The organism is Deltaproteobacteria bacterium (genome assembly GCA_016709225.1).
GTDB lineage: Bacteria > Myxococcota_A > Polyangia > Nannocystales > Nannocystaceae > Xiheibacterium > Xiheibacterium phototrophicum.
The window spans coordinates 1,471,482-1,493,569 of the sequence record JADJEE010000001.1 but is presented as its reverse complement, the minus strand read 5'-3'; the positions used below and the strand labels follow the sequence as shown (position 1 = coordinate 1,493,569).

Annotated in this window: 13 protein-coding genes; 6 read left to right on the top strand and 7 right to left on the bottom strand. The window is 71.9% G+C overall.

All coding sequences use genetic code 11. The features are described from left to right. The first annotated feature begins 52 nt into the window (after nt 1-52). Entirely contained in the window at nt 53-1,135 is a 1,083-nt protein-coding gene (locus IPH07_06200) for a hypothetical protein (GenBank protein MBK6916973.1), read from the top strand. Nucleotides 1,136-1,193: 58 nt separating this feature from the next. Next, complete coding sequence (locus tag IPH07_06195) at nt 1,194-4,184, top strand: serine/threonine protein kinase (GenBank protein ID MBK6916972.1); 2,991 nt, start codon at nt 1,194-1,196, stop codon at nt 4,182-4,184. A 15-nt stretch (nt 4,185-4,199) separates the two neighbouring features. On the opposite strand, the gene IPH07_06190 is transcribed toward IPH07_06195, so the two are convergent. The 3 genes from IPH07_06190 to IPH07_06180 form a co-directional block, all read right to left on the bottom strand. After that, a complete protein-coding gene (locus IPH07_06190; GenBank protein ID MBK6916971.1) occupies nt 4,200-6,818 on the bottom strand; it encodes a PBP1A family penicillin-binding protein in 2,619 nt (872 codons plus the stop codon). Then, nucleotides 6,790-7,992: a hypothetical protein gene (locus IPH07_06185; GenBank protein ID MBK6916970.1), complete on the bottom strand. Its 1,203-nt coding sequence runs from the start codon at nt 7,990-7,992 to the stop codon at nt 6,790-6,792. The genes IPH07_06190 and IPH07_06185 overlap by 29 nt, the downstream gene beginning before the upstream one ends. Before the next feature lie 135 nt (nt 7,993-8,127). Continuing rightward, nucleotides 8,128-9,075 carry a hypothetical protein gene (locus tag IPH07_06180; GenBank protein MBK6916969.1) on the bottom strand — a complete coding sequence of 316 codons (948 nt, stop codon included), beginning with the start codon at nt 9,073-9,075 and terminating at the stop codon, nt 8,128-8,130. A 167-nt stretch (nt 9,076-9,242) separates the two neighbouring features. On the opposite strand from IPH07_06180, the gene IPH07_06175 reads away from it, so the two are divergent. Beyond that, the gene (locus tag IPH07_06175) at nt 9,243-10,574 is read left to right on the top strand and encodes a DUF2520 domain-containing protein (GenBank protein ID MBK6916968.1); all 1,332 of its coding nucleotides are present in this window, start codon (nt 9,243-9,245) and stop codon (nt 10,572-10,574) included. Between the two features lie 51 nt (nt 10,575-10,625). On the opposite strand, the gene IPH07_06170 is transcribed toward IPH07_06175, so the two are convergent. Further along, nucleotides 10,626-11,579 carry an NAD(P)-dependent oxidoreductase gene (locus IPH07_06170; protein ID MBK6916967.1) on the bottom strand — a complete coding sequence of 318 codons (954 nt, stop codon included), beginning with the start codon at nt 11,577-11,579 and terminating at the stop codon, nt 10,626-10,628. A gap of 182 nt (nt 11,580-11,761) precedes the next feature. Here IPH07_06170 and IPH07_06165 point away from each other — a divergent pair, with 182 nt between their 5' ends. Together IPH07_06165 and IPH07_06160 are read left to right on the top strand one after the other, a co-directional pair. After that, complete coding sequence (locus IPH07_06165; GenBank protein ID MBK6916966.1) at nt 11,762-12,211, top strand: MAPEG family protein; 450 nt, start codon at nt 11,762-11,764, stop codon at nt 12,209-12,211. Between the two features lie 59 nt (nt 12,212-12,270). Next, nucleotides 12,271-13,227 carry a hypothetical protein gene (locus IPH07_06160; protein ID MBK6916965.1) on the top strand — a complete coding sequence of 319 codons (957 nt, stop codon included), beginning with the start codon at nt 12,271-12,273 and terminating at the stop codon, nt 13,225-13,227. A 28-nt stretch (nt 13,228-13,255) separates the two neighbouring features. On the opposite strand, the gene IPH07_06155 is transcribed toward IPH07_06160, so the two are convergent. The 3 genes from IPH07_06155 to IPH07_06145 all read right to left on the bottom strand — a co-directional run bounded on the left by IPH07_06155 (nt 13,256) and on the right by IPH07_06145 (nt 19,003). Then, nucleotides 13,256-15,547: an AAA family ATPase gene (locus IPH07_06155; GenBank protein MBK6916964.1), complete on the bottom strand. Its 2,292-nt coding sequence runs from the start codon at nt 15,545-15,547 to the stop codon at nt 13,256-13,258. Nucleotides 15,548-15,641: 94 nt separating this feature from the next. After that, nucleotides 15,642-16,694, bottom strand: coding sequence for a VWA domain-containing protein (locus IPH07_06150; GenBank protein MBK6916963.1), 1,053 nt, complete (start codon nt 16,692-16,694; stop codon nt 15,642-15,644). A 20-nt stretch (nt 16,695-16,714) separates the two neighbouring features. Next, nucleotides 16,715-19,003, bottom strand: coding sequence for a hypothetical protein (locus tag IPH07_06145; GenBank protein ID MBK6916962.1), 2,289 nt, complete (start codon nt 19,001-19,003; stop codon nt 16,715-16,717). 419 nt (nt 19,004-19,422) lie between these two features. Here IPH07_06145 and IPH07_06140 point away from each other — a divergent pair, with 419 nt between their 5' ends. Then, nucleotides 19,423-22,038 carry a hypothetical protein gene (locus IPH07_06140; protein MBK6916961.1) on the top strand — a complete coding sequence of 872 codons (2,616 nt, stop codon included), beginning with the start codon at nt 19,423-19,425 and terminating at the stop codon, nt 22,036-22,038. The last annotated feature ends 50 nt before the right edge of the window (nt 22,039-22,088 follow it).

Here is a 22,088-nt window from a genome sequence, read left to right as displayed (position 1 = left end):
CTGGTCGAGGGCCACACGGCCGTGCTAGGCTGCCGCGCCGGAGGTGGCACCCATGCGTGTTTCGTCGATCCTTTGCTCCCTCGCGATCCTGCTCGCGCCCGTAGCCTGTGAGAAGAAGGGGGAGGGCACCGAAAACCCCGACGAGGTCGGCAGCAACTTGCTGGGCCCGACCAAGCGCACCGAGTCGATCGAGAGCATCACCAACAGCGACGACGACGCCGACCTGAGCGCCTCCGAGGACGACGGCGACGACCCCGCCGAGCTCGACGCCGAGATCGCCGAGGCCGAGAAGCTCGCCAAGGCCAAGAAGAAGGGCCCGAACCTGCCGCCCAAGGCCTCACCCGTGCAGAAGTGCACCGGCAAGGGCAAGAAGAAGACCTGCAAGGAGGTCGATCCCAAGCCCGAGGTCTCGGCGTCCTACGGCGTCTACACCATGATGGGGCAGGGCCAGTTCAAGTGGGGCCAGTCGCCCGACGACGTCTTCAAGTACGTCACCGCCGAGATCGAGAAGGAATACGAGGACCGCCAGGCCAAGGCCAAGGACGCCATCTCGCAGGACCAGAACCTCCGCTGGCGCCGCGATCAGATCAAAGAAGCCAAGCAGAACCACGTCAAGTTCGTGAAGAACTCGAACCATCGCTGGGGCGTCTCGCTGATCCAGTTCGAGTACGAGGACGACGCGAACGAGGAGATGATCTGGTTCAAGAACGACGGCGGCCTGCGCAAGTTCTTCTTCTTCAAGGATGGCGAGCTGTGGAAGATCATGTACGCCTATCCGACCGATAGCTTCCCCGGAAAGACCTACGAGCAGGTCGTCGACGAGAAGTTCAAGAAGTGGTTCGGCATCAGCCCGGTCGCCAAGGTCAAGCAGGACCCCAAGACCGCCGCGCCGATCGTGCGCTACAACGAGTGGACGGCGATGAACGACGAGCATGTGCGCTCGTTCGACATGACCGCGGTGCACGGCGTGATTGCGCTCAGCCTGGTCGACGGCAAGGCCGAGAAGCGCATCGGTGAGCGTCTGCCCAACGTCGGCGCCGACGACAAGGTCACCGACGTCGTCGGCGACGTCCTGGGCGGTAGCGACGTCTGCTACGACAAGTCTGGCAACATCGCCGAGTGCCCCAGCAAGTAGCGCTTTGCGCCCACCCGGTCGCCCGGGCGATGATCGTCGCCGGGGCTGACCGCACGCGGTGGACGACCGACACGACCTTCCGACCGGCGACGCCGGGGCCATCGAAGCGCCCACGGTGCCGTCGCTCGAGCCGTTGGCGTCCGACGTGCTGCGACCCGGCACGCGGCTGGGTCGCTATGTCCTCGGCGACGTGATCGGCATCGGTGGCATGGCCACCGTGCATGCCGCGTGGGACCCCGAGCTGGCGCGGCAGGTCGCGCTCAAGGTGCTGCGCGTGCGCGCGGACGCCGGCGACATGCGCCGCGACCTGCTGCGAGAGGCGCAGGCGCTCGCGCTGCTGTCCGACCCGCACGTGGTGCCGATCTACGACGTCGGCATCGGTGACGATCGGCTCTTCATCGCGATGCCCGAGCTGCCGGGCGGCACGCTGGCGGCGTGGCTGCAGGCCGAGTCGCGGCCGTGGCCGGCGATCGTGGCGATGTTCGTGGCGGCTGGACGCGGGCTCGCGGCGGCGCACGCGGTCGGCCTCGTGCACGGCGACTTCAAGCCCACCAACGTGCTCATCGACGCCGACGCGTTGCCGCGGGTGGTGGACTTCGGGCTCGCGCGCCGTCGGGGCGAGCCACCGGCGGCCGCTCGCGACTCGCAGGAGATCGACATCCGCGCCAGCTCGGGCGCGCTCGCGGTGCCGCTGTCCGACGCGCGCACCCAGGACGGCTTCGTCCGCGGCACGCCCGTGTTCATGGCGCCCGAGCAGGCCCGTGGCGGCGCGCTGGAGGCCCGCACCGATCAGTTCTCGTTCTGCGTGGCGCTGTTCTGGGCGCTGTTCGACCAGCACCCGTTCGCGGCCGAAGACGAGGCCGATGCGCGTCGCCGTCTGCAGCAGCGCATCGCCGCAGGCGCCATCGCCGATGTCACGGCCGCCCGCGCGGCCAAGGGGATTCCGCGGCGGCTGCTGCGGGTGCTACGGCGGGGCCTGGCGGCCGATGTCGAGCGGCGATGGCCGTCGATGTCGGTGCTGCTCGAGCGCATCACCGCCAGCTGCGAGCCTCGCGGGCAGCTGTGGTCGGCGACCGCCGCCGCGGCGGTGCTGGGGGTCGTCGCGATCGCTTGGGTCGGCCGAGCCCCGGGCCCCACCTGCGACGGCGCCACGGCGCTGGGCGACGCGTGGAGCCCCGAGCGCGGGGCCTTCGTGGCCACGCGGCTGCGCGGGCTGTCGACGCCGTATGCCGGTGAGACCGCGGCGCTGGTGGTGCGCGATGCCGACGCGTGGGCGCAGGCGTGGCGCGAGGCCTACGAGCATCATTGCGCCGCCGAGGACGACGGCGCCCGTGCGGCCGCGCTCGCGTGCCTCGCCGAGCAGCGGGCCGCGCTGCGCACCACCGCGGCCATGCTCGAGCGCATCGACGAGCGACGGCTGCCCCACGCGATGCGCAGCGTCGAAGCCCTGGGCCGGCCCAGCGACTGCGATGCCGGGCGATCGGAGCTCGAGCCGGCGTCGGCCTCGCTGCGGGTCGCCGCCGCCGAGATCGGGGCCATGGACGCGGCCGGCGAGTACGACGCGGCGCTGGCGGCCGCCCGCGCGCTGGTGGCCGAGGCCGACGCGCCGGCGCACGCGGGCGACGACGAGATCGGTGCGGTCGCGCATCGCTTGCTGGGCGGCGCCTACGAGCGCGTGGGGGCGTTCGCCGAGGCCGAGCGCGAGCTCGATCGCGCGGTCTTCCGCGCGACGCAGGCCGGGCGCGACGACCTCGCGGCGGAGGCGATGGCCGACCTCATCAAGATCATCGGTGTCGATCTCGGACGCATCGACGACGCCGCCGAGTGGTCGCGCCATGCCGACGCCACGCTCGCGCGGCTCGACGGCGACGATCGGGTGATCGCCGCGGTGCGCAACGCCCAGGCCCTGCTGGCGCTGCAGCGGGGCGAACTCGACGTCGCGCTCGCGATGTTCGAGCAGGTCATCGAGCGCAGCCCCCGTGGTGACGTCGCCGCCGATGGTCGCCGCGCGACCGCGTTCAACAACTACGCGAACGTGCTGCTCGACGCCGGGCGCTGGAACGACGCACGCGACGCCTACGAGCACGCACTCGCGCTGCGCGAGGCCCGGCTCGGGCCCCATCACCCCGATGTCGCCGCCACGCTCAGCAACCTCGGGCTGGTCGCCCAGCGTCAGGGCGACAACCTGCAGGCACGGGTCTTCCATACCCGCGCGCTGCAGGTTGCCCGCGAGTCGCTCGGCGAGGACCACCCGATGATGGCGGAGCTGACCAACAACCTCGCCGTGCTGGACTACGCCCAGGGCAACCTCGAGCCCGCGCAGGCCGGCTTCGAGCGCACGCTGGTGTTGATCCGTCGCCTGCTGTCGCCCGATCACCCGGCGATCGGGAAGGTGCTCGGCAACCTCGCGCTGGTCCACAACGAGCGCGGCGAGCCGGCGGCCGCGCTGCCCCTGCTCGACGAGGCCATCGCGCTGCAGGAGCGGCTGCTCGGGGCCGATCACGCCGACGTCGCGCAGAGCCTCAACGCCCGCGGCAGCGCGCTGCGTCGGCTCGGCCGGCTCGACGAGGCACGGGCCGACTACGAGCGTGCGCTGCGGATCCGCACCGCGGCGCTCGGCGCCGAGCACAGCGAGACCGCCGGGGCGATCGACAACCTCGGACTCGTCGCGCTCGCGCAGGGACACCTCGACGAGGCCGCCGAGGACCACGGTCGCGCGCTGGCGATCTGGTCGAAGCAGCTCGGTGAGCGCCACGCGAAGCTGGTCGGGGTGTTGCTGCACCTCGCAACCACGGTGCGCGCCCAGGGCGACCTCGTGCGCGCGCGCGGGTTGGTTGCGCGCGCGCAGGCCATCGCGTCCTCGCTCGATGGCCTCGATCCGGTGGAGGCCGCGCGGGTCGAGCTCGCGCTGGCCGAGGTGAACACCGACGACGTGCCCGCCGCCCGCCGTCTGGCCCGTCGCGCGCTCGATGCCTTTGGTGCCGCGGGCAGCCGCGCCGACGTCGACGCCGAGCGGGCGCGGGCGCTGCTGCACCGACTCGGCGGTTGATCGCGCGCGAACCGATCAGGTCCCGGACGCGAAGTAGAGCATCGCGGTGCGCATGGCCTCGCCGCCCTCCCACTCGACCATCCGTGGCCGCACGCCCTCGGGCCGCCGCACCGGCACCATGCGGTGCGGGATGCCGGCGATCGCTCGGCGCATGAAGTCGGTCCACATCGGCGTGGCGGTGGTGTAGCTGGCGTCCTCGTCACCGAGCGAGCGCTCGTAGGTGTCGTCGCCCATCCACGCTGCGGTCACGAAGCGGGAGGTGAAGCCGACGAACCACGTATCGGTGGTGTAGCTGTTCTTCGACGCCGTCCCGCTCTTCCCGCCCGCCGGCACGCCGGCGCGGCTGGCCGCGCGTCCGATGCCGTTGGTGACCACGTCGCGCATCATCTTGGTGATGAGGAACGCGGTCTGCACGTCGACGCGCTGGTCCGGGGGTGTCAGCGCGAGCTCGGCCATGGCGTCGATGCGACCAGCCACGTCGATCGCACCGTCGTAGGGGTGGCGATCGTCGATCACCACGCGGCCGTTCTTGTCGGTCACGCGTCGCACGTAGATCGGGTCGACCCAGCGCCCCTCGCGGACGAAGGTCCCGAACGCCCGCGACAGCTCGTCGGTGCGCACACACGACGCGCCCAGCGACAGCGCCTTGTCGGCGATGAGCTCGGTCGTGAAGCCGAGGTTGCGCGCCCACGCGACCACGCGGTCGGCCCCGAGCCGGTTGAACAGGCGGATCGACGGCAGGTTGAGCGAGTGGATGAACGCGTTGCGCAGCAGCACCTCGCCCGACAGCGAGCCGTGGAGGTTCTGCGGGTTCCACTCCTCACCGGGCTCGGGCTGGTAGGCACGGTCCTCGAGCACGGTGCCCATGGTGAAGTCGCGGGTGTCGAGCGCGAGCGCGTAGTAGATGGCCTTGAACACGCTGCCGGGCTGACGGCAGCCCTGGGTGGTGCGGTTGAACTGCGAGCGGTCGTAGTCGTGCCCGCCCTGCATCGCGAAGGTGTAGCCGGTCTGGTGATCGAAGCTGTAGATCGCGGCCTCGACCCGCGGGGTCTGGCCCAGCTCGACCTCGGGCAGCTCGATGTCCTCGTTGCCCGATTGCGGTCGCCGGGACACCGGCGCGCGGCGGACCCACACCACGTCACCCGGCTCGAGCGCGTCGCGGACGTCGTCGATGTGCTTGTCGTTGGTGCCGGTGTTGCGGTCGTAGCGGCTGGCCCAGTTCATCCCGCGCAGCGGAAGGATCGCCTCGAACTCGCCGATGCGGACCCATGCGTTGAAGCGGTTGACCTTCTCGACCAGCGCCAGCCGCCAGCGCGGCTGGCAATCCGGCGCCGTCGGGACCGGCTGCGCGGCGGGGGAACACATCGCGCCTTCTTCGTTGGGGCACGTCAGCTCGAGTCGCTCGTCGGGCGCCGCCGGCACGCACACGTCGGCCGCGAGCGGATCGGCGCCGTAGCGGGCCTGCATGCGCGTGCGCAGCTCCAGCTGTGCGGCCTCGTCGTCGACGTGGGACACGGGCCCGCGGTAGCCCTGCCGGCGATCCATGTCGCGCAGCGCGTTGTCGACCGCGCGATCGGCCATCGCCTGTGCCGGCAGCTCCAGCGCGGTCTCGATGCGCAGCCCATCCTGCAGCAGCGCGTCCTCGCCGAGCCGCGTGGTCACCTGCTGGCGCACGTGCTCGGCGTAGAACGGCGCGCGCGCGCGGAACACCTCCGGCTGCGTGGCCAGGACGATCGGCTCGGCGGCCGCGGCATCGCGCTGGCTCGCCGTGATCGCGCCGGCCTCGACCATGTCCTGCAACACCACCGCGCGGCGGTTGCTGGCGCGATCGAGGCTCACGAACGGGCTGTCGCGGCCGGGCGTGCGCGCGAGCCCGGCGATGAGCGCACACTCGGCGAGCGTCAGCTCGGAGAGCGACTTGCCGAAGTAGCGGCTCGCCGCCGAGGCCACGCCGTAGGCGTTGTGGCCGAAGAAGGTCTTGTTCAGATAGATCTCGAGGATCTTCTGCTTGCCCAGGCGCGACTCGATGCGCACCGACAAGATGGCCTCGCGGAGCTTTCGCAGCAGCGTCTGCTCGTGGGTCAGGAAGCCCTTGGCGACCTGCTGCGTGATGGTGCTGCCGCCCTGGCTGACGGTGCCCGAGCGTAGGTTGGCCAGCGCCGCGCGGGCCAGCCCGCGCACGTCGAGGCCGGCGTGTTCGAAGAAGCGACGGTCTTCGGCGGCCAGGATCGCGGCGACCAAGTCCTTGGGGATGTCGTCGTAGGCGGCGTAGGCCCGGTGTTCGCGGGCGAGCTCGGCCAGCAGCGTGCCGTCGGCGGCGTAGATGTGCGTGACCCCCGGGGCCGACGACGCGTAGGCCTCGATCGTGTCGAGCTCGGGCAGGTCCTGCGCGAGCTGACGGTAGGCCCACACCATCGCGCCGGCAGCGACCACCAGCGCGACGACCACCGCGAGCAGGTAGTAGCGCAGCAGCCACACGATGAGCCCGCCGCGCGCGGGGTTGGTGATCCACACCCGCGCGGCGCGGCGCGCCTTCAAACGCGACGACCCGCCGGCTGTCGTCGCGGGCGGGTCGGCGTCGGTCGGGCGTGGTGGCAGGCCCGACTCAGGGCTCGGGCTGCGGGTTCGATCCATCGACGTCGGGGTTGCTCGCGTAGTTCTCGAGCGCCTTGAGGGCGGTGGTCTCGGCGGCCGACATCTCGGCGAGCTTGTCGGCGATGCCCTTCATCAGGAAGTCACGCATGCGCGCGGCGTTCTTCGCGGGCTCCTGGCCGACGGCGTAGGTGTAGACCCCGCCGGCGGGTGCGATGAGCGTGACCTGATCGGCCGCGGTGCCCTTGGGCACGACCTTCTCGGCGGCGCCGATGCCCTCGACGACCTTGTAGGCGGTCGCCGTGGCCGGGTCGTCGCAGTCTTTCAAGGACGCGGCGTCGGCCGGGTTCTCGCCGCACATGAGGCCGGTGACCGCGACCATCTGGCCGGGACCCTCGGCCTGGAACTTCACGCCGAAGAGGCTGGGGCCACCCGAAGCGCCGAGCGCGTCCTTGTTGGTCTCGAGGAAGACCGCGAGGTCCTGCAGGCCCGACTTCACGTGCTCGGCCCGATCGAACAGCTCGAAGACCTTCTTCACGCCCGAGGTCGCGATCGCGCCGAGCTGCCAGCCGAACAGGTTGCTCACCTCGGGGTGCTTGTCGAAGCTCTCGGAGAGCAGCGACTTGATCGCGGTCGCGCCCGCGGCCGGATCGGTCATGACGACCTTCTGCACCTCGTCGAGCTTGAGCGCGACGCCCTTGCGGGTGTCGGAGACCTTCTGCACTTCCTTGTACATCTCGTCGCCCTTGGCCTTGGCGGCCTCGAGGCGCTCGCGACCACTGAGGATGCGCTGGCCCATCCAGCCCACGCCGAGGCCCACCGCCAGGAAGATCACGCCCGCGAAGGCGATCACACCGACGTTGCTGCGCTGCGGCACGTCGCCCATGTCGAGCGCGGGGCCGGGGTCGAAGCCGCCGGGCGGACCCGCGAACGGGTCGTCGCTCACCGCGGGTGCGGGCGCGCCGTAGCCGGGCGACGGTGCGCGCACCGGCTCGGGCGCGAACGTCGGCTGCGGCGGCGGATCGTAGTGCTCGACTGGCGCGGGCGCGGCCTGCTGCACGGGCTGCGGGTCGTAGTGCGCAGGTGCGGCCTCGACCGGTGGAGCTTCCTCCACCGGCGCTGCCTGGGGCGCGGGCTCTTCGCCTTCCTTGCCCTTCTTGGCAAGGCGAGCCTTGAGAGCCGCGAGATCAGTTCCGGGTTTCTTCGGTGTGTTCAAGGCCGAGCCCCTCGTTCGTGCAGATGCGGTGAACCGACGGCTGTCACGATGCTGGGCGGCACAATAGGGACATGGCCGGGGGTGTGTCAACGTCCGCCCCGGGGAAAGCGAACTTTGTGCGAGGGCCGCTGACCCTCACGCAGCGTCGCGCGCCTTACGTCGCTTGCCGGGGGTACGGCGGCGCGGAGCGGGCGTGCGGGCCTCCACCGCCGCGGGCGTGACGGCGGTGGCTTCGTCCACGAGGGTGGCTGGGGTCGCGCCCGGCGGCCGGGATCGCGCCGGGCGAGGCGCTTCGAGCTGGGCACGTGCCCGCAGGCGCTGCATCGCGAGGGCGTCCATCGCGACCGCGAGCACGCCGGCGCGTGGATCGGCCAGCGGCGCGAGCGTGCCGAGGATCGGGCCCGCGTGGGGTTCGCTCGCGGGGGGCGGCGCGAGCGGAGTCCACCCGTCGTCACCCGCGGTCGCGCGCGACCGCGTCGGATCGCAGGGGCAGGCCCACAACGGAATCAGCTCGACCTCGATCGGCGCGACCGCATCGGTCCCGCCCGAGCGCTGCGCGAGCTCGGCGATCGCGGCCAGCAGCTGCGGCAGCTGCACGCACGCCGACACCATCGCGAGCGCGGAGCTGCGGCCACGCGCATCGACGTGCTGCCACAGGCTCGACCACGCGCGCCGAGCGACGCGCTCGATCGGATCGATCGGCGCGCTGCGGGGATCGAGCGCGAGCATGAGCAGACCACCGTCGGTGATCGACAGCCCGCGGGTGATCATCCACGCGTCGGTGCCCCCGGCCGCGACCGCGTCGAGCCGCGCCCGCGGCACGCGGACGCCGAACACCACCGGTAGTGCACGATGGGCGCACGCGGTGAACTGATCGACCGGTGCACTCGCGGGCTCGTCGGGTACGCCGGGCGCGAGCTCGAGTGCTTCGTCGATGGCCCGCGCCAGCGCGCGGTCCTCGGCGCGCGAGAGTCCACGGGGACCGCCGCGGCGATCGAGGGCGACGTCGGCCGTCGCGGCGGTGCGAGCGGTACGCGTCGTGATCGACAGGCGCGAGGGCAGGGGCGCGACGGGCACGAGCATGGCTGTCAGCGTTGCCACGAACCCCGGCCCGCCACCAAGAAAGCCGCGTCCCGGCGCCGCTGCGGCAGCGGCCGCCGCGGCTGCCGACGGGGCCTGAGACGTTGGCTGCGCGCACACGTGGTTGCCAACGGTTTCGCGCGCCTAGCCGACGTCCTATCGTGCGTCGCATGAACTCTGCTCCGGTCCTCGGCGTGCTCGGTGGTGCCTTCGATCCGCCGCACCTCGGCCACGTGTTGCTGCCGGCGTACCTGCGTGCGCGCGGGTGGGTCGACCGTGTGATCGTGGCGCCGGTCGCCGATCACCCCTTCGGCAAGTCGATGCCGCCGTTCGCCGAGCGGCTCGCGTGGTGTCGGGCGGCGATGGCCGACTACGGTCCGTGGCTCGAGGTCAGCGACATCGAGCGCGAGCTCGCGGCGGCCGACCCTGGACCGAGCTACACGCTGCGTCTGCTCGAGGCGATCGCGGCGCGTCATCCGAGCAGTGTCGTGCGCCTGGTGGTCGGCTCGGACATCACGGCCTCGGGGGACACCGCGAAGTGGCACCGCTGGGACGAGATCGAACGGCGCTTCGCGCCCTTGGTGGTCCCGCGGGCCGGCTACGCGCCGCCCGATCACTGCGCGCTGCCGGAGGTGAGCAGCCGGGCGATCCGGGGCTGGATCGCCGAGGGCACCCCCGCGGCCGCGGCGAAGCTGGCCGAGGCGGTGCCGGCCGCGGTGCTCGCGATGCTGCGACCGACCGGCGCGTCGGTGTGGCTGGTCGGCACCGGCCACGTGCGCGCGCACGCGGAGCCTTTCTTGCGTCGGCGCGGCCACGCGGTCACGGTGCTGGGCGGGCACGCGACCGCCGACGGCGGGCCGCTGCCCGCGGCGCCACCCGACGTGGTGTGGATCGCCGTGCGCGACCCCGCGATCACACCGATCGCCGCCGCATTGGTCGGTCGCATTCCACCCGGCACCGTGGTGCTGCACGCCGCCGGTGCGCGCCGCAGCCAGGACGTGCTCGCGCCGCTGCGCGCCGCCGGGTACCCCTGCGGATCGCTGCACCCCGCCGCGAGCATGCGTGCCGGCGCGACGCCGCCGTCGATCCTCGACCACGCCGCGTTCGGCATCGAGGGCGACCCCGCCGCCGACGCGATGGCGCGCCGCCTGGTCGGGCCCGCGCCGGTGCTCGACTTGAACGGCCTCGACGCCCGCGCGCGCACGGCCTACCACGCCGCGTGTGCCCTGGTCGCCAACCACCTCGCGGTGCTCACCCTCGAGGCCGAGTCGGTGTGGCAGGACCTCGGCGCCGACGCGTCGCTGCGCACCGCACTGCTCGGCAGCCTGCTGACCAGCGCGGTCACCAACCTGCTCGCGCTCGGCGTGCCCGCCGGCATCAGCGGCCCCGCGACCCGCGGCGATCGAGCCGGCATCGCCGCGCACCGCGACGCACTGCCGCCAGGCGCCGCCGCGGTGTACGAGTGGGTCGGGACCCGGCTGCTCGAGCGGCTGCAGGGGTGAGCCGGGCGGCGACGCCGACGTCGACAGCGCTTCGCGACGTGCCGCGTCCGCTCACCGGCGGTGGTAGCCCTTCGCGCCGACGCGGGCCGCGAGCGGTCCGAGCACGTCATCGCCCGCCCGCACGCGATCGAGCACGTGACGGAAGTCGAAGCGGGGCTGCCAGCCGAGCTCGCGGCGCGCGGCGGTGTTGTCGTAGACGCGGTCGAGCGTGGCGGGCAGCTGCCAGCCGCGCGCGGCGTAGATCGCCGCTGCGTCGGGGAAGCGCTCGCGGATCACCGCCGCGGCGTCGAGGGCCAGCCGCGGTGCGTCGGCGGGTACGAACGGCGTGGTCGCGCTGATGATGTAGCGGCGCCCGCCGATCGCGTCGGCGCGATCGAGCGCGGCGACGTGGGCCGCGACCGCGTCGGCCAGCTCGACCCGGCGGTACAGGAACTCGTTGGCCTTGAGGTTGTCGCTCGAGGCCCGCGCGCGCGCTGCCGGATCGTCGTCGTCCTCGGGGAAGAACCGCGAGGTCCGCAGCACCACGCAGGCGAGCCCGTGATCGCGGTGGAACAGCGCGCACAGATCCTCGGCGGCGGTCTTGGTGACGCCGTAGATGTTCTTCGGCACCGGCGTGACCGCCTCGGTGATCCACGCCGCGGGCTCGCCGGGCGCAGGCGTCAGCGCGCGCCCGAAGGTGCTGGTGGTGCTGGTGAACACGAAGCGCGGGCAGCCCTCGCGCACGGCGGCCTCGAGCAGCTGCAGCGTGCCGGTGACGTTGGTGTCGACGAAGGCCTGCCGGGGGTGCGTGTCGACGTGGGGCTTGTGCAGCGTCGCGGTGTGCACGATCGCGTCGACGCCCGCGACCGCCCGCGCGACGACGTCCGCATCGGTGATCGAACCCAGCAGGTCGGTGGTGGGCGAGGGCAGGCGATCGAGCCCGCGGACCCGGTGGCCGGCGTCGCGCAGCGACAGCACCAGCGCCTCACCGAGGTGGCCCGCGCTGCCGGTGACGAGGATCTGCATGGCGGGGTCTTGGCGCACGCGGGGGGCCGCGGTCAAGCGCGGGGATTGTCGCGCCGCCGTCGATCCGGCTGTCGATCCGGCTGTCGATCCGGCTGTCGATCCGGCTGTCGATCCGGCTGTCGGTCCGGCTGTCGATCCGGCTGTCGATTGGGGCCGGCCCCGATCGACCCCTGGTCGAACCCATGCAGACCTGGACCCACGACCCCACCTTCCGCGCGTACGCCCTCTCGATGATCGTGCTGTGCGGCAACCTGCTCTACCTCTGGGCCCGCAGCGGTGCCCTGCGCGGCCGCTCGAAGACCGTGATGAACCAGGAGGACCTCGGCACGGTCGCCCGCGGTGCGACGCTGGTGCCCACCGATCCGGCCGAGGTCGCCCGGGTGCTGCGCGCCCACGGCAACGCGATGGCGCTGACGGTTCCGTTCGCGCTGCTGGGCCTGCTCTACGTCATGGCCGGCGGTCCGGCCCTGCCGGCGCAGCTCGGCTTTGGTGCCTTCGTGGCGACCCGCATCGCCCACGCGTACGCGTACCTGCACGAGCTGCAGCCGTGGCGCACGATCAGCTTCGCGGTCAGCGGCGTGCTCGCGCTCGCGCTGCTCGGGCATGTCACCTGGCTGGTCGCGTTCGCGTGAGCGGGGCGCCGCGTCAGCGGTGCCTGCCTCGCGCCCCCGATCCTGCTACGATCGCGGACATGGGTGTCGAGCAGGAGCTCGTCGTGCGCCGCGGCTTGCGTCGTGGATGTTGGGCGGTCGCGGTCGCGCTCGGCTGCGGCCCCGCGGCGGTCGTGACCGACGGCGGGGGTGCCCACGGCGGCGGTGGGCAAGCCACCACTGGCACGTCCTCGACCGACGCCACGCACGACGCGGACGCTGGCGGGGCCAGCGATGGGCGCACGAGCGCCGCCGATGCCAGCACGGGTGATGGCGACACGGCAGCGCCCGGTTCGGATGACGACGGCGGCTTCCTCCTGCCGCCGGATCTCGGCGCGGCGGTGCGGGGTTGCGATCCCTGGGCGCAGGACTGCCCGCTCGGCCAGAAGTGTGCGTGGTACGGCACCGACGGCGGCTGGGAGGCCGCCCGCTGCGTGCCGATCGTTGCGCGTCCGCTCCCGGTCGGGGCCAGCTGCACCGTCGAGGGCGAGCCCTACGGCGGCTTCGACGATTGCGAGCGCGGGGCGATGTGCTTCGCGGCGGCCGGCGAGCCGAGCGAGTGCGTCGCGCTGTGCCGCGGCAGCGAGGCCGCACCGTGGTGCGCCGATGCCTGCAGTCCCTGTCGCCGCGGCAGTAACGGATTCGCGCTGTGCATGACGATGTGCGATCCGCTGGCGTCCGACTGTCCGGTGGACTTGGGCTGTCGTCGATCGTCCGAGGGCTTCATGTGCATGCCCAACGCCGATGAGCTCGCCGGACCCGGTGGTCCGTGCGACTTCGACGACGCGTGCGCGATCGGGCTGCGCTGCGTGCCGGCGGAGCAGCTCCCGGCCTGTGCAGCCGCCGGCTGCTGCTCGCCGTACTGCGATCTCGACGGCGCCGACGACTGCGGCGCGGTGCTGCCCGACACGCACTGCGTGGCGGAGTTCGAGACGGGTCAGGCGCCGAGCTGCGGATCGCTGCCGCACCTCGGCGCGTGCAGGTTCGCGTTCCAGTAGCAGCTGCCCCCGGCTCGTCGCGCCCGCGTCAGCGCACCACGAAGCCGCTGCGGTCGACGTCGACCACCAGCTGCGCACCCGCGCGCACGCGACCCCGCAGCACGCGATCGGCCACCAGCGGATCGACCTCGCGCGCCACCAGGTGACGCAGCGGTCGGGCGCCCAGGCGCGGGTCGTCGCCGGCCTTGGCGATGAGCCGCTCGCAGGCGTCGTCGGACAGCTCGTAGCGGACGCCGCGCTCGCGCAGGAGGCGATCGCTCGAGGCGCGCGCGAGCTTGCGGCAGATCCGGCGCAGCTCGTCGTGGCCGAGCGGCTGCATCACCAGCGGCGCCTCGATGCGGTTCCACAGCTCGATGGGGAAGGCGCCGCGGGCCGCGTCGAGCACCGCGTCGGCGTCGAGATGGACGCCGTGGCGATCGCGGCGCAGGTGATCGGCGCCGAGGTTCGAGGTCATCAGGATCGCGGCGTGGCGGAAGTCGATCGTGCGCCCGCGACCATCGGTGAGCCGGCCCTCGTCGAGCACCTGCAAGAGCAGCTGGTGCACGTCGCGGTGGGCCTTCTCGATCTCGTCGAGGAGCACGACCGCGTGCGGCCGTGCGAGCAGCGGATCGGTGAGCGCGCCGCCCTGTTCGAAGCCGACGTAGCCCGGCGGGGCCCCGACGATGCGCGCGACCGCGTGGGGCTCGCTGTACTCGCTCATGTCGAGCCGCACCAGCGCGTCGTCGCGCTCGAACAGCGCCTGCGACAGCGCCTTGGCCAGCTCGGTCTTGCCGACCCCAGAGGGGCCCAGCAGCAGCGCCGTCAGCATCGGCCGCGAGCCGGCCAGGCCCGCGCGCGCGCGACGGACCAGCTCGGAGATCGCCACCACCGCCTCGCGGTGCCCGACCACGCGCTCGGCGATGCGGCCCTCGAGCTCGAGCGCGTCCTGATCGGAGTGGGCCTCGATGCGCGAGCGCGGCACCCCGCTGCGCTCGGCGACCAGCTCGAGCACCGCGGTGCGCTGCACCACCGCGTCGCCGCGTCGACCGGCGCGCGCGCACGCGAGATCCAAGAGATCGAGCGCGCGGCCTGGCTGGGCAATACCCCCGAGGTAGCGATCGCTCAGCCGCGCGAACTCGGCGGCCGTCAGCTCCGGCGGCAGCGTGACACCGTGGGCGCCGAGCACCGTCGGCGTCGCAGCAGCGACCGCCTCGGCGATCGCGGGCCCGACCAGCGGCGCGATGCGGATCACGTCGGTCGACTCGAGCACGCCCGGCAGCCACTGCGTGAGCCGCATGAGCCCCTCGAAGGACACCACCGGCAGCACCCGCGGCGCATCGCGGGTCCACGCCTGGGCCAAGAGCGGCAGCCAGCTCGGCGCGCTGTCGAGCACGCGCTTGTCGAGATCGTCGAACAGCACCAGCGCGCCGCGATCGTCGGCCTCGGCCAACGCCTCGGCGAGCGCGTCGTCGTCGTCGTCGAGGTAGTCGAGGGCACTGAGCGCGAACACGGGGCGCGCCTCGGCGCGCGCGAGGTGGCGGGCCAGCAGCGAGCGCCCGCTGCCGGGCGCGCCGCACAGCAACACCGTGCGACCGGTGGTGCGCGCGGCCGCGTCACGCAGACGCGCGAGCTCGTCGTCGCGACCGCACAGCTTCGGCAACGCCGACGGATCGAGGGGCTGCGGCCGCGGCTGTCGCGATCGCGCGACCGCGGCCGGGGCGATCGCCGTGGGCATCGGGCTCGCGATCGGCGTGGCCGCCACGGCCGCGCTGGTCGGCGGTGGGACGGCCGGCTCGCCGCGGCGCGCCGGCGGTGCGTCGTCGGGCGTACGTCGGGGCGTGCGCACGCTCGGCTCGCTGGGGCCGGCCGGCGCGAAGGCCCGTGGGCGTGGGCTCGTCGCCCGCGGCTGTCGCTCGGCGTTGCGAGGGGTCAACGGCAGTCGCGGCACCCGGGCCGAGTCCGCGCGATCGCTGCGGTCGATGCGTCGCACGGCGCGTTCGCTCCGCGCGGCGAGGCCCCGAGCCGCCGGCCGGCGCCGCTCGACCAAACCCCGTCGCAGCGCCGGGCACGAGACCCCGACCGCCTCGAGCAGCCGGTAGCCGTGGCTGTCGGCCGAGCGCACGATCGCCAGCAGGCGCTCGTGGGGATCGTCGCGCCCGCCGTCGCCCAGGCGTGCGCGCCAGTCACCGGATTCCGGGCCGCAGCTGCCGTGCAGCGCGCTGCGGGCCTCGGCCAGGCGCGCGCCGTCGAGTCCGAACTCCGTCAGAAGGCTTGCGACCGCGGAGCCCGTCGCGAGCTGCTCCACCACTTCGCACGAGCACGGAGGTCCACTGCGGGCCATGGTCCGGGACGCTAGCAACCCCGGGCCCGAAACCCCAAGGAATCGGCGGTTGCGGCCGCCGGCGGGATCTCCCGGCCGGTGGCCCCCGGCCGGACTACGGGATGAAGTTCATGCAGCCCTCGGCGACCTTCGTGAGCGCGTCGTCGAAGAACGCGTCGTAGCCGGAGGCGCACACGCTGCCCTCGAAGTGGGTCTCGAACATGTCGAAGAACATGCGCAGCCGCGTGCTCTGCTCGGCGCCCTTGCCGTCGGCCGACAGCGCGGTGCAGTCGGCGAAGCGCGGCGAGCCGCCGATGAGGCCGAGCGCGACCACGTTGGTGCTCTTGCCGTTCTTCGCCACCACCAGCTGATCGTGCCAGTCGCCGGGCTCGCCGTTGCTGCCGCCCTGGGGCGCCGGCGCGTCGGTGTGGTCGTCCTCCTCGTCGGTGATGAGCAGGAACACCAGCAGCGCGTCGTCGCGGACGAAGCCCTCGTTGCACGCGCCCGCGCCGCTGTTGGCGGGGTCGACCGAGGCCGTGAGCGCACCGAGCTGCTGCTCGACCGGGTTGCCCTGGGTGCCGACGATCGCCGCGCACGCGAACTCGTCGGGGAAGCTCTCGGCGGCGCCCTCCATGTAGGCGGCGCCGGTCGAGAAGTTGCACGAGCTGGCGGGGTCGGCCGCGGACTCGGGCTTGTCGAGGAACGCGCCGAGCTGGTAGTCGCACGCGCTGCAGTCGACGCCCTCGGTGGGGCAGCCGTCGACCGGGTTCTCGAGCGTGCCGAGCCCCGGGTAGCTGTCGGTGTCGACCACGCCGACGCGGAACGACTTCACCGTCGGCAGCGCGGTACGCATGGCGTCGACGAAGCCGGGCACCGCCTCGACCAGGTTCTGCTGCTCGTCGGCCATCGACGACGAGTTGTCGATGACGAACACGAAGTCGATCTTGTCGCAGTTGAGCTGGGTCGGCTCGCCGCTGCTGGAATCGGCGCTGCCGTCGTCGCTGGTGGTGGTGCCTTCGGCGCTCTGGCCGGAGATCGAGAAGATGCCGTCGATGGTGGTCGAGCTGTCGTCGGCGTTGGTGCCGGGATCGTCGCCGCCGCACGCCGCGATCACGGTGGCGGCGACGAGCGAGCGGGCGAGGCGGGCGCGCGGAGAGCGGGTGGTCATGGTGCGATGCCCCGTCATGGTCAGAAGTTGTCGTAGACGATGACGACGTTGTCGCCAACGACCGGGACGTTGTTGGTGATCGTCAGCGTGCAGCTCGGCGCGTCGTAGCTCCAGTCGGTCGCCGGCATCGGGATCGCGTTCACCAACACCTCGATGGTCGCAGGGTTGATGTTGAGGCACTGCCCCGCGGGGTTGCCGGTGAGCACGTAGGTGTCGTTCGGGATGCTGCTGACGATGTCCGACGCCAGGCCGTCGAGGTCCCAGTCGTTGGCACAGATCGCGGTCATGGAGTCCTGCCGCGAGGTGAACAGCGCCAGGCGCACGTACTCGATGCCGTTGGCCGCCCGCGTCGCGCACGAGAACTCGTAGGCATCGTCGCCGCCGGTCAGCACGTTGGTGCCGGTGCCGCCGATGATGGGGTAGAACGACCAGTCGGCATCGGGCACATGGGCGGGGAAGAAGTTCGCCATGAAGCCCTCGAACCCGAAGTAGCCGTTGAAGCCGTAGTTGGTCGAGTTCTCCGCCAGCGAGGTGTAGAAGTTGTTGGAGTTGGGGTCGTCCCAGCGGCAGGGGTCGCCGGTGGTGTTGTCGGCGATGAAGCCGTTGCTGCACTCGGCGTGCTGGCCACCGACGACACTGAGGTTCAGCGCGGTCTCGGTGAAGCTGGTGTCGTCGCCGTTGTCATCGGTGGTGACGATGAACGCGATGTGCGATCCGGTCTGCAGGCGCGGGATCCAGGTCGGCGACTGCTGCATGATGCGGCCGAGCGCGTTGTTGCTGTGCGCCATCGAGACGCCGGTGCCGTTGGTGTCGTACTGGTAGAACTGTGGCGCGTTGTCGGCACAGGCGTTGCCACCCAGCGGCGGCGCCACGCAGATGTTGAAGGTGCCGGTGCCGCGATCGGCGATGAGGTGCAGGCGGGTCGACGAGCCCGAGGCGGCGAGGGTCGACGCGAAGCTGTTGATGTTGTCCTCGACGGTCTGGATCTCCTCGGACATCGAGCCCGAGGTGTCGATGGCCCACACGATGTCGACCGGCCGGATCTGGTTGTCGGTGCCGACCAGGAAGGTCTCGACGCAGTCGGGCGACTCGCCGTCGCAGTTGTTGTCGATGCCGTCGCCGCAGATCTCGTCGCCGCCCGGCAGCGGCACGCAGCTCTCGGGCGGCTGCGGCACGCCGTCGATGCAGGTCGGCACCGAAACCTGGCAGTCGAAGCTGCCGCAGACCCAGTTGCCCTGGTCCTCATCGGTGAGGCCGTCGCAGTCGTTGTCGATGCCGTCGCACTCCTCGGTGGTCGCGCCGTCGTACGGATCGCAGGTCTGCGGGATGCCGTTGATGCACGCCGGCAGGGTGTGCGCGCACTGACCGACGCCGCAGCTCAGGTCGCCGAGATCCTCGTCGGTGTCGCCGTCGCAGTCGTTGTCGATGCCGTCGCAGACCTCCATGCTCGCGCCCTCGAGCGGGTCGCACGCGGGCGGGTTGCCACCGTCGTCGCAGGCGCTGACGGTGTGCTCGCACTGGCCGAGGCCGCACTCGACCTCCTGGTCGCCGAGTCCGTCGTCGATCATCCCGTCGCAGTCGTCGTCGAGGCCGTTGCAGACCTCCATGCCGGCGCCCTCGTTGGGATCGCACTCGTTGGGCTCACCGTCGACGCAGGTGGCCTCGTCGTGGGCGCAGATGCCGAGCCCGCAGTGCGAGGTGCCCTGGTCCTCGTCGACCTCGCCGTCGCAGTCGTTGTCGAGGCCGTCGCAGACCTCCATCTCGGGCGTCTGCTCGTCGCCGCACGGGCCCCACTGACCGACGTCGAGGTCGATCTGCTGACACTCCTGGATGCCGGGATGGCAGATGCCGATGTTGTAGGTCGGCGGCGCGCCGCTGTAGCACCACTGCTGCTCGCCGGGCGGGTTGCACAGGCCGACGTCGACGCCCGGCGGCTCGGTCGGCGGATCGCCGGGCCCGATGCCGGTGTCGGAATCCGAGTCGGTGCCTGCGGAGTCGGTGCCCGCGGAGTCGGTGCCTGCGGAGTCGGTGCCCGCGGAGTCGGTGCCCGCGGAGTCGGTGCCTGCGGAGTCGGTGCCCGCGGAGTCGGTGCCCGCCGAGTCGGTCGCGCTCGAGTCGCTGCCCGCCGACATCGAGCCCTGCGAGGCCGACATGCCGCCGCTCGAGTCCGCCGAGGCCGCGGTGAGCGTGCCGATCGAGTCGGTCGCGCCGCCGCTGCTCGCCGAGCTGTCGGCACCGCCACCATCGGCCTCGGTGGCATCACCGGCGCAGCCCGCCGTCAGCACACCGAGGTTGCAAGCGACCAACAAGGAAAGACGAAGTGCACGACGATGCATGGATGGACCTCGCGATGGTTCGCGGCGTTTCGAGGCGTCGGGGTCGACACGGGCTTCGACCCTTCGTGTGCGGAAATTTCCGTGGCCGAGCTAGCCCCCCGCCGCTCGGCTTCGACCGTTCATACTATGAAATAACTGTGAGCGTGAGCCCAAGTCAATCGATTTGATCGACCGCGCGCATCCGAGCATCGCCGCGGGATGGCCCCAGCGGACCGCGACCTCGCGGGGATCGCCCGAACGGCCACGCCGGCGGGCTCGGGATCGCCCGGCCCAACTCGGGAGCGAGGCCGCGCATGTTGTCCTGGAATGTTGATTGAAAAATAGGTAACCATGGTTGCACGTACGGGTATCACACCCGCACATGCTCACGGCCACGCTCCGGGGGGACGTTCATGCGCCGCACTGCATCGCTTGCTCGACTTTCGCTTCTACCCGCGCTCGCACTCGGCATCGCCGCATGTCCCAACGAGGACGTGCCGGCGACCGACGACACCACCAGCGCCGGCGACGGCATCGACACGCTCTCGGGCGGTGACAGCAGCAGCGCCACCGCCGACGACAGCACCACCGAGCCGACCGCCGGCACCGCGGGCGAACCGGATTGCTTCGACGGCGTGCACAACGGCGACGAGACCGACGTCGACTGCGGCGGCAGCTGCCACCCGTGCGACGACGGGCAGGGCTGCGCCGTGCTCGAGGACTGCTACTCGCTGGTCTGCGACGGCGGCGTGTGCCAGAGCGCAACCTGCTACGACACGGTGCAGAACGGCAGCGAAGACGGGGTCGACTGCGGCGGCGATTGCCCCAACGCATGCGGCGGCAGCGGGGGCTGCGAGGACGACAACGACTGTGCGCAGACCGAGTTCTGCAACGCCGGCGTGTGCGAGCCCGCGGCCTGCGACAACGGCGTCAAGGACAGCCACGAGAGCGACGTCGACTGCGGCGGCATCGACTGCCCCGACTGCGGCCCTGGCGACGACTGCAAGGTGAACGCGGATTGCGACTCGCACATCTGCGATGCCGCCACCATGACCTGCGCGGCGCCGGCCTGCGACGACGGCCACTTGAACGGCGACGAGACCGACATCGATTGCGGCGGTGCCTGCGATCCGTGCGGCAACACGCTCAGCTGCGTCGACAACTCGGACTGCGTGAGCGGAATCTGCGAGAACGGCAACTGCCAGGCGCCGGGCTGCAACGACGGTGTCCAGAACGGCGACGAGACCGACGAGGACTGCGGCGGCACCTGTGCCGACTGCCCCGACGGCGGTGGCTGCAGCGTCGGCACGGATTGCCAGAGTGGCGTGTGCACGGCAGGGAGCTGCGCGCTGCCGGCGTGTGACGACGCCGTGCAAAACGGCGACGAGACCGACGTCGACTGCGGCGGTACCTGTGGCGCGACCTGTACCACCGGCGAGGACTGCTTCGACGGCGGCGACTGTGCGCAGGGCGTGTGCGAGTTCGGCCACTGCTCGGCGCCCGACTGCCTCGACGGTGTGCTCAACGGTGATGAGACCGATCTCGACTGCGGCGGCACCTGCGGTGCGAGCTGCGAGGTCGGCGAGAGCTGCCTCGACGGCGGCGACTGCATCGAGCAGGTCTGCGAGAACAACCTCTGCTCGGCGCCCGACTGCTTCGACGGGCTCGAGAACGGCGACGAGACCGACGTCGACTGCGGCGCCAGCTGTGGTCCCACCTGCATCACGGGCGATCAGTGCATCGCCGACGACGACTGCGTCAGCGACGTCTGCACGCTCAACACCTGCCAGGCGCCGAGCTGCAGCGATGCGACCGCCAACGGCGACGAACTCGGCATCGACTGCGAGGGCAGCTGCCCCAACCCCTGTGACATCGGGGGCGAGGACACCGTCAACACGTACACCACCGATCTCCAGCTCGCGCCGACCATCGGGGCTGCGCCCGGCGGCAACTACTATGTGGTCGCGTGGTCGAGCGTCGCGTCGCTGGCGAACGCCGGCCAGGATGGCGACGATTCCGGCGTCTACGCGCAGATGTACGACAACGCCGGCCAGCCGTTCGGCACCGAGTTCCGCGTCAACACCACCACCGCGGGCGCACAGCGCAACCCCTCGGTGGCGGTCTACGACAGCGGCTTCGTGGTGACGTGGGAGTCGCCCGACGGCGACTCCACCGGCGTGTTCGCCAAGCGCTACGACTCCGGTGGCAACGTCGCGACCGCGGAGTTCCAGGTCAACGCGAGCACGACCGGCATCCAACGTCGCCCCGACATCGCGGCCGACAACGGCGGCGCGTTCGTGATCTGCTACGACGATCGCCCGGTCGCGAGCTTCGAGGTGATGTGTCAGCGCTACAACAGCAGCGCGGTCGCGCAGGGCGCTGCGATCCAGGTCAACGCCACCACCAGCGGCGATCAGCAGCTGCCGGCGGTCGGCCGCGCGAGCAACGGCAACTGGACCGTCGCCTGGCAGTCGAGCAACGATCAGGACGGCGATGGCTTCGGGGTCTACCACCGTCGCTTCAACAATGCCGGCACCGCGCTGGCCGGCGAGACCGCGGTGAACACCACCACCACGGCGAACCAGAGCCAGCCGAGCATCTCGGTGAATCCCAACGGCGCGTTCGTGATCGCGTGGACCAGCGACAACCAAGACGGTGACAGCAGCGCCGTGGTCGCTCGGCGCTACAACAGCTCCGGGGTCGCCCAGGCCGGCGAGGTGATCGTCAACACGTACACCAGCGGCTCGCAGAACAACCCCACCGTCGCGCTCAATGGCGACGGCGACTACATGATCGCGTGGGTGTCGGCCAACCAGGACGGCAACCTCACCGGCGTGTACGGCCAGCGCTACGACCTGGCGGGCGCCGCGGTCGGGGTCGAGTTCCGCGTGAACCTCGTGACGACCGCGTTCCAGGAGGAGCCCGAGATCACCATCCGCGGCGCCGACGAGCCCATCGTCGCGTACAGCAGCGGCTCGGCCGCGGACCGCAACGTGTTCGTGCGCCGCTTCAACGGCAACTTCCCCTGAAAGGTGGCGGTCGCAAGGGCGGCCCGTCACCGGCCGCCGGCGCCGCGGTG

Bases quoted from the DNA above. Each gene is read 5' to 3' on its own strand.
- IPH07_06200 (MBK6916973.1), top strand. From the start codon at position 53: ATGCGTGTTTCGTCGATCCTTTGCTCCCTCGCGATCCTGCTCGCGCCC.
- IPH07_06190 (MBK6916971.1), bottom strand. From the start codon at position 6,818: ATGGATCGAACCCGCAGCCCGAGCCCTGAGTCGGGCCTGCCACCACGC.
- IPH07_06180 (MBK6916969.1), bottom strand. From the start codon at position 9,075: ATGCTCGTGCCCGTCGCGCCCCTGCCCTCGCGCCTGTCGATCACGACG.
- IPH07_06175 (MBK6916968.1), top strand. From the start codon at position 9,243: ATGAACTCTGCTCCGGTCCTCGGCGTGCTCGGTGGTGCCTTCGATCCG.
- IPH07_06170 (MBK6916967.1), bottom strand. From the start codon at position 11,579: ATGCAGATCCTCGTCACCGGCAGCGCGGGCCACCTCGGTGAGGCGCTG.
- IPH07_06165 (MBK6916966.1), top strand. From the start codon at position 11,762: ATGCAGACCTGGACCCACGACCCCACCTTCCGCGCGTACGCCCTCTCG.
- IPH07_06160 (MBK6916965.1), top strand. From the start codon at position 12,271: ATGGGTGTCGAGCAGGAGCTCGTCGTGCGCCGCGGCTTGCGTCGTGGA.
- IPH07_06155 (MBK6916964.1), bottom strand. From the start codon at position 15,547: ATGGCCCGCAGTGGACCTCCGTGCTCGTGCGAAGTGGTGGAGCAGCTC.
- IPH07_06150 (MBK6916963.1), bottom strand. From the start codon at position 16,694: ATGACCACCCGCTCTCCGCGCGCCCGCCTCGCCCGCTCGCTCGTCGCC.
- IPH07_06140 (MBK6916961.1), top strand. From the start codon at position 19,423: ATGCGCCGCACTGCATCGCTTGCTCGACTTTCGCTTCTACCCGCGCTC.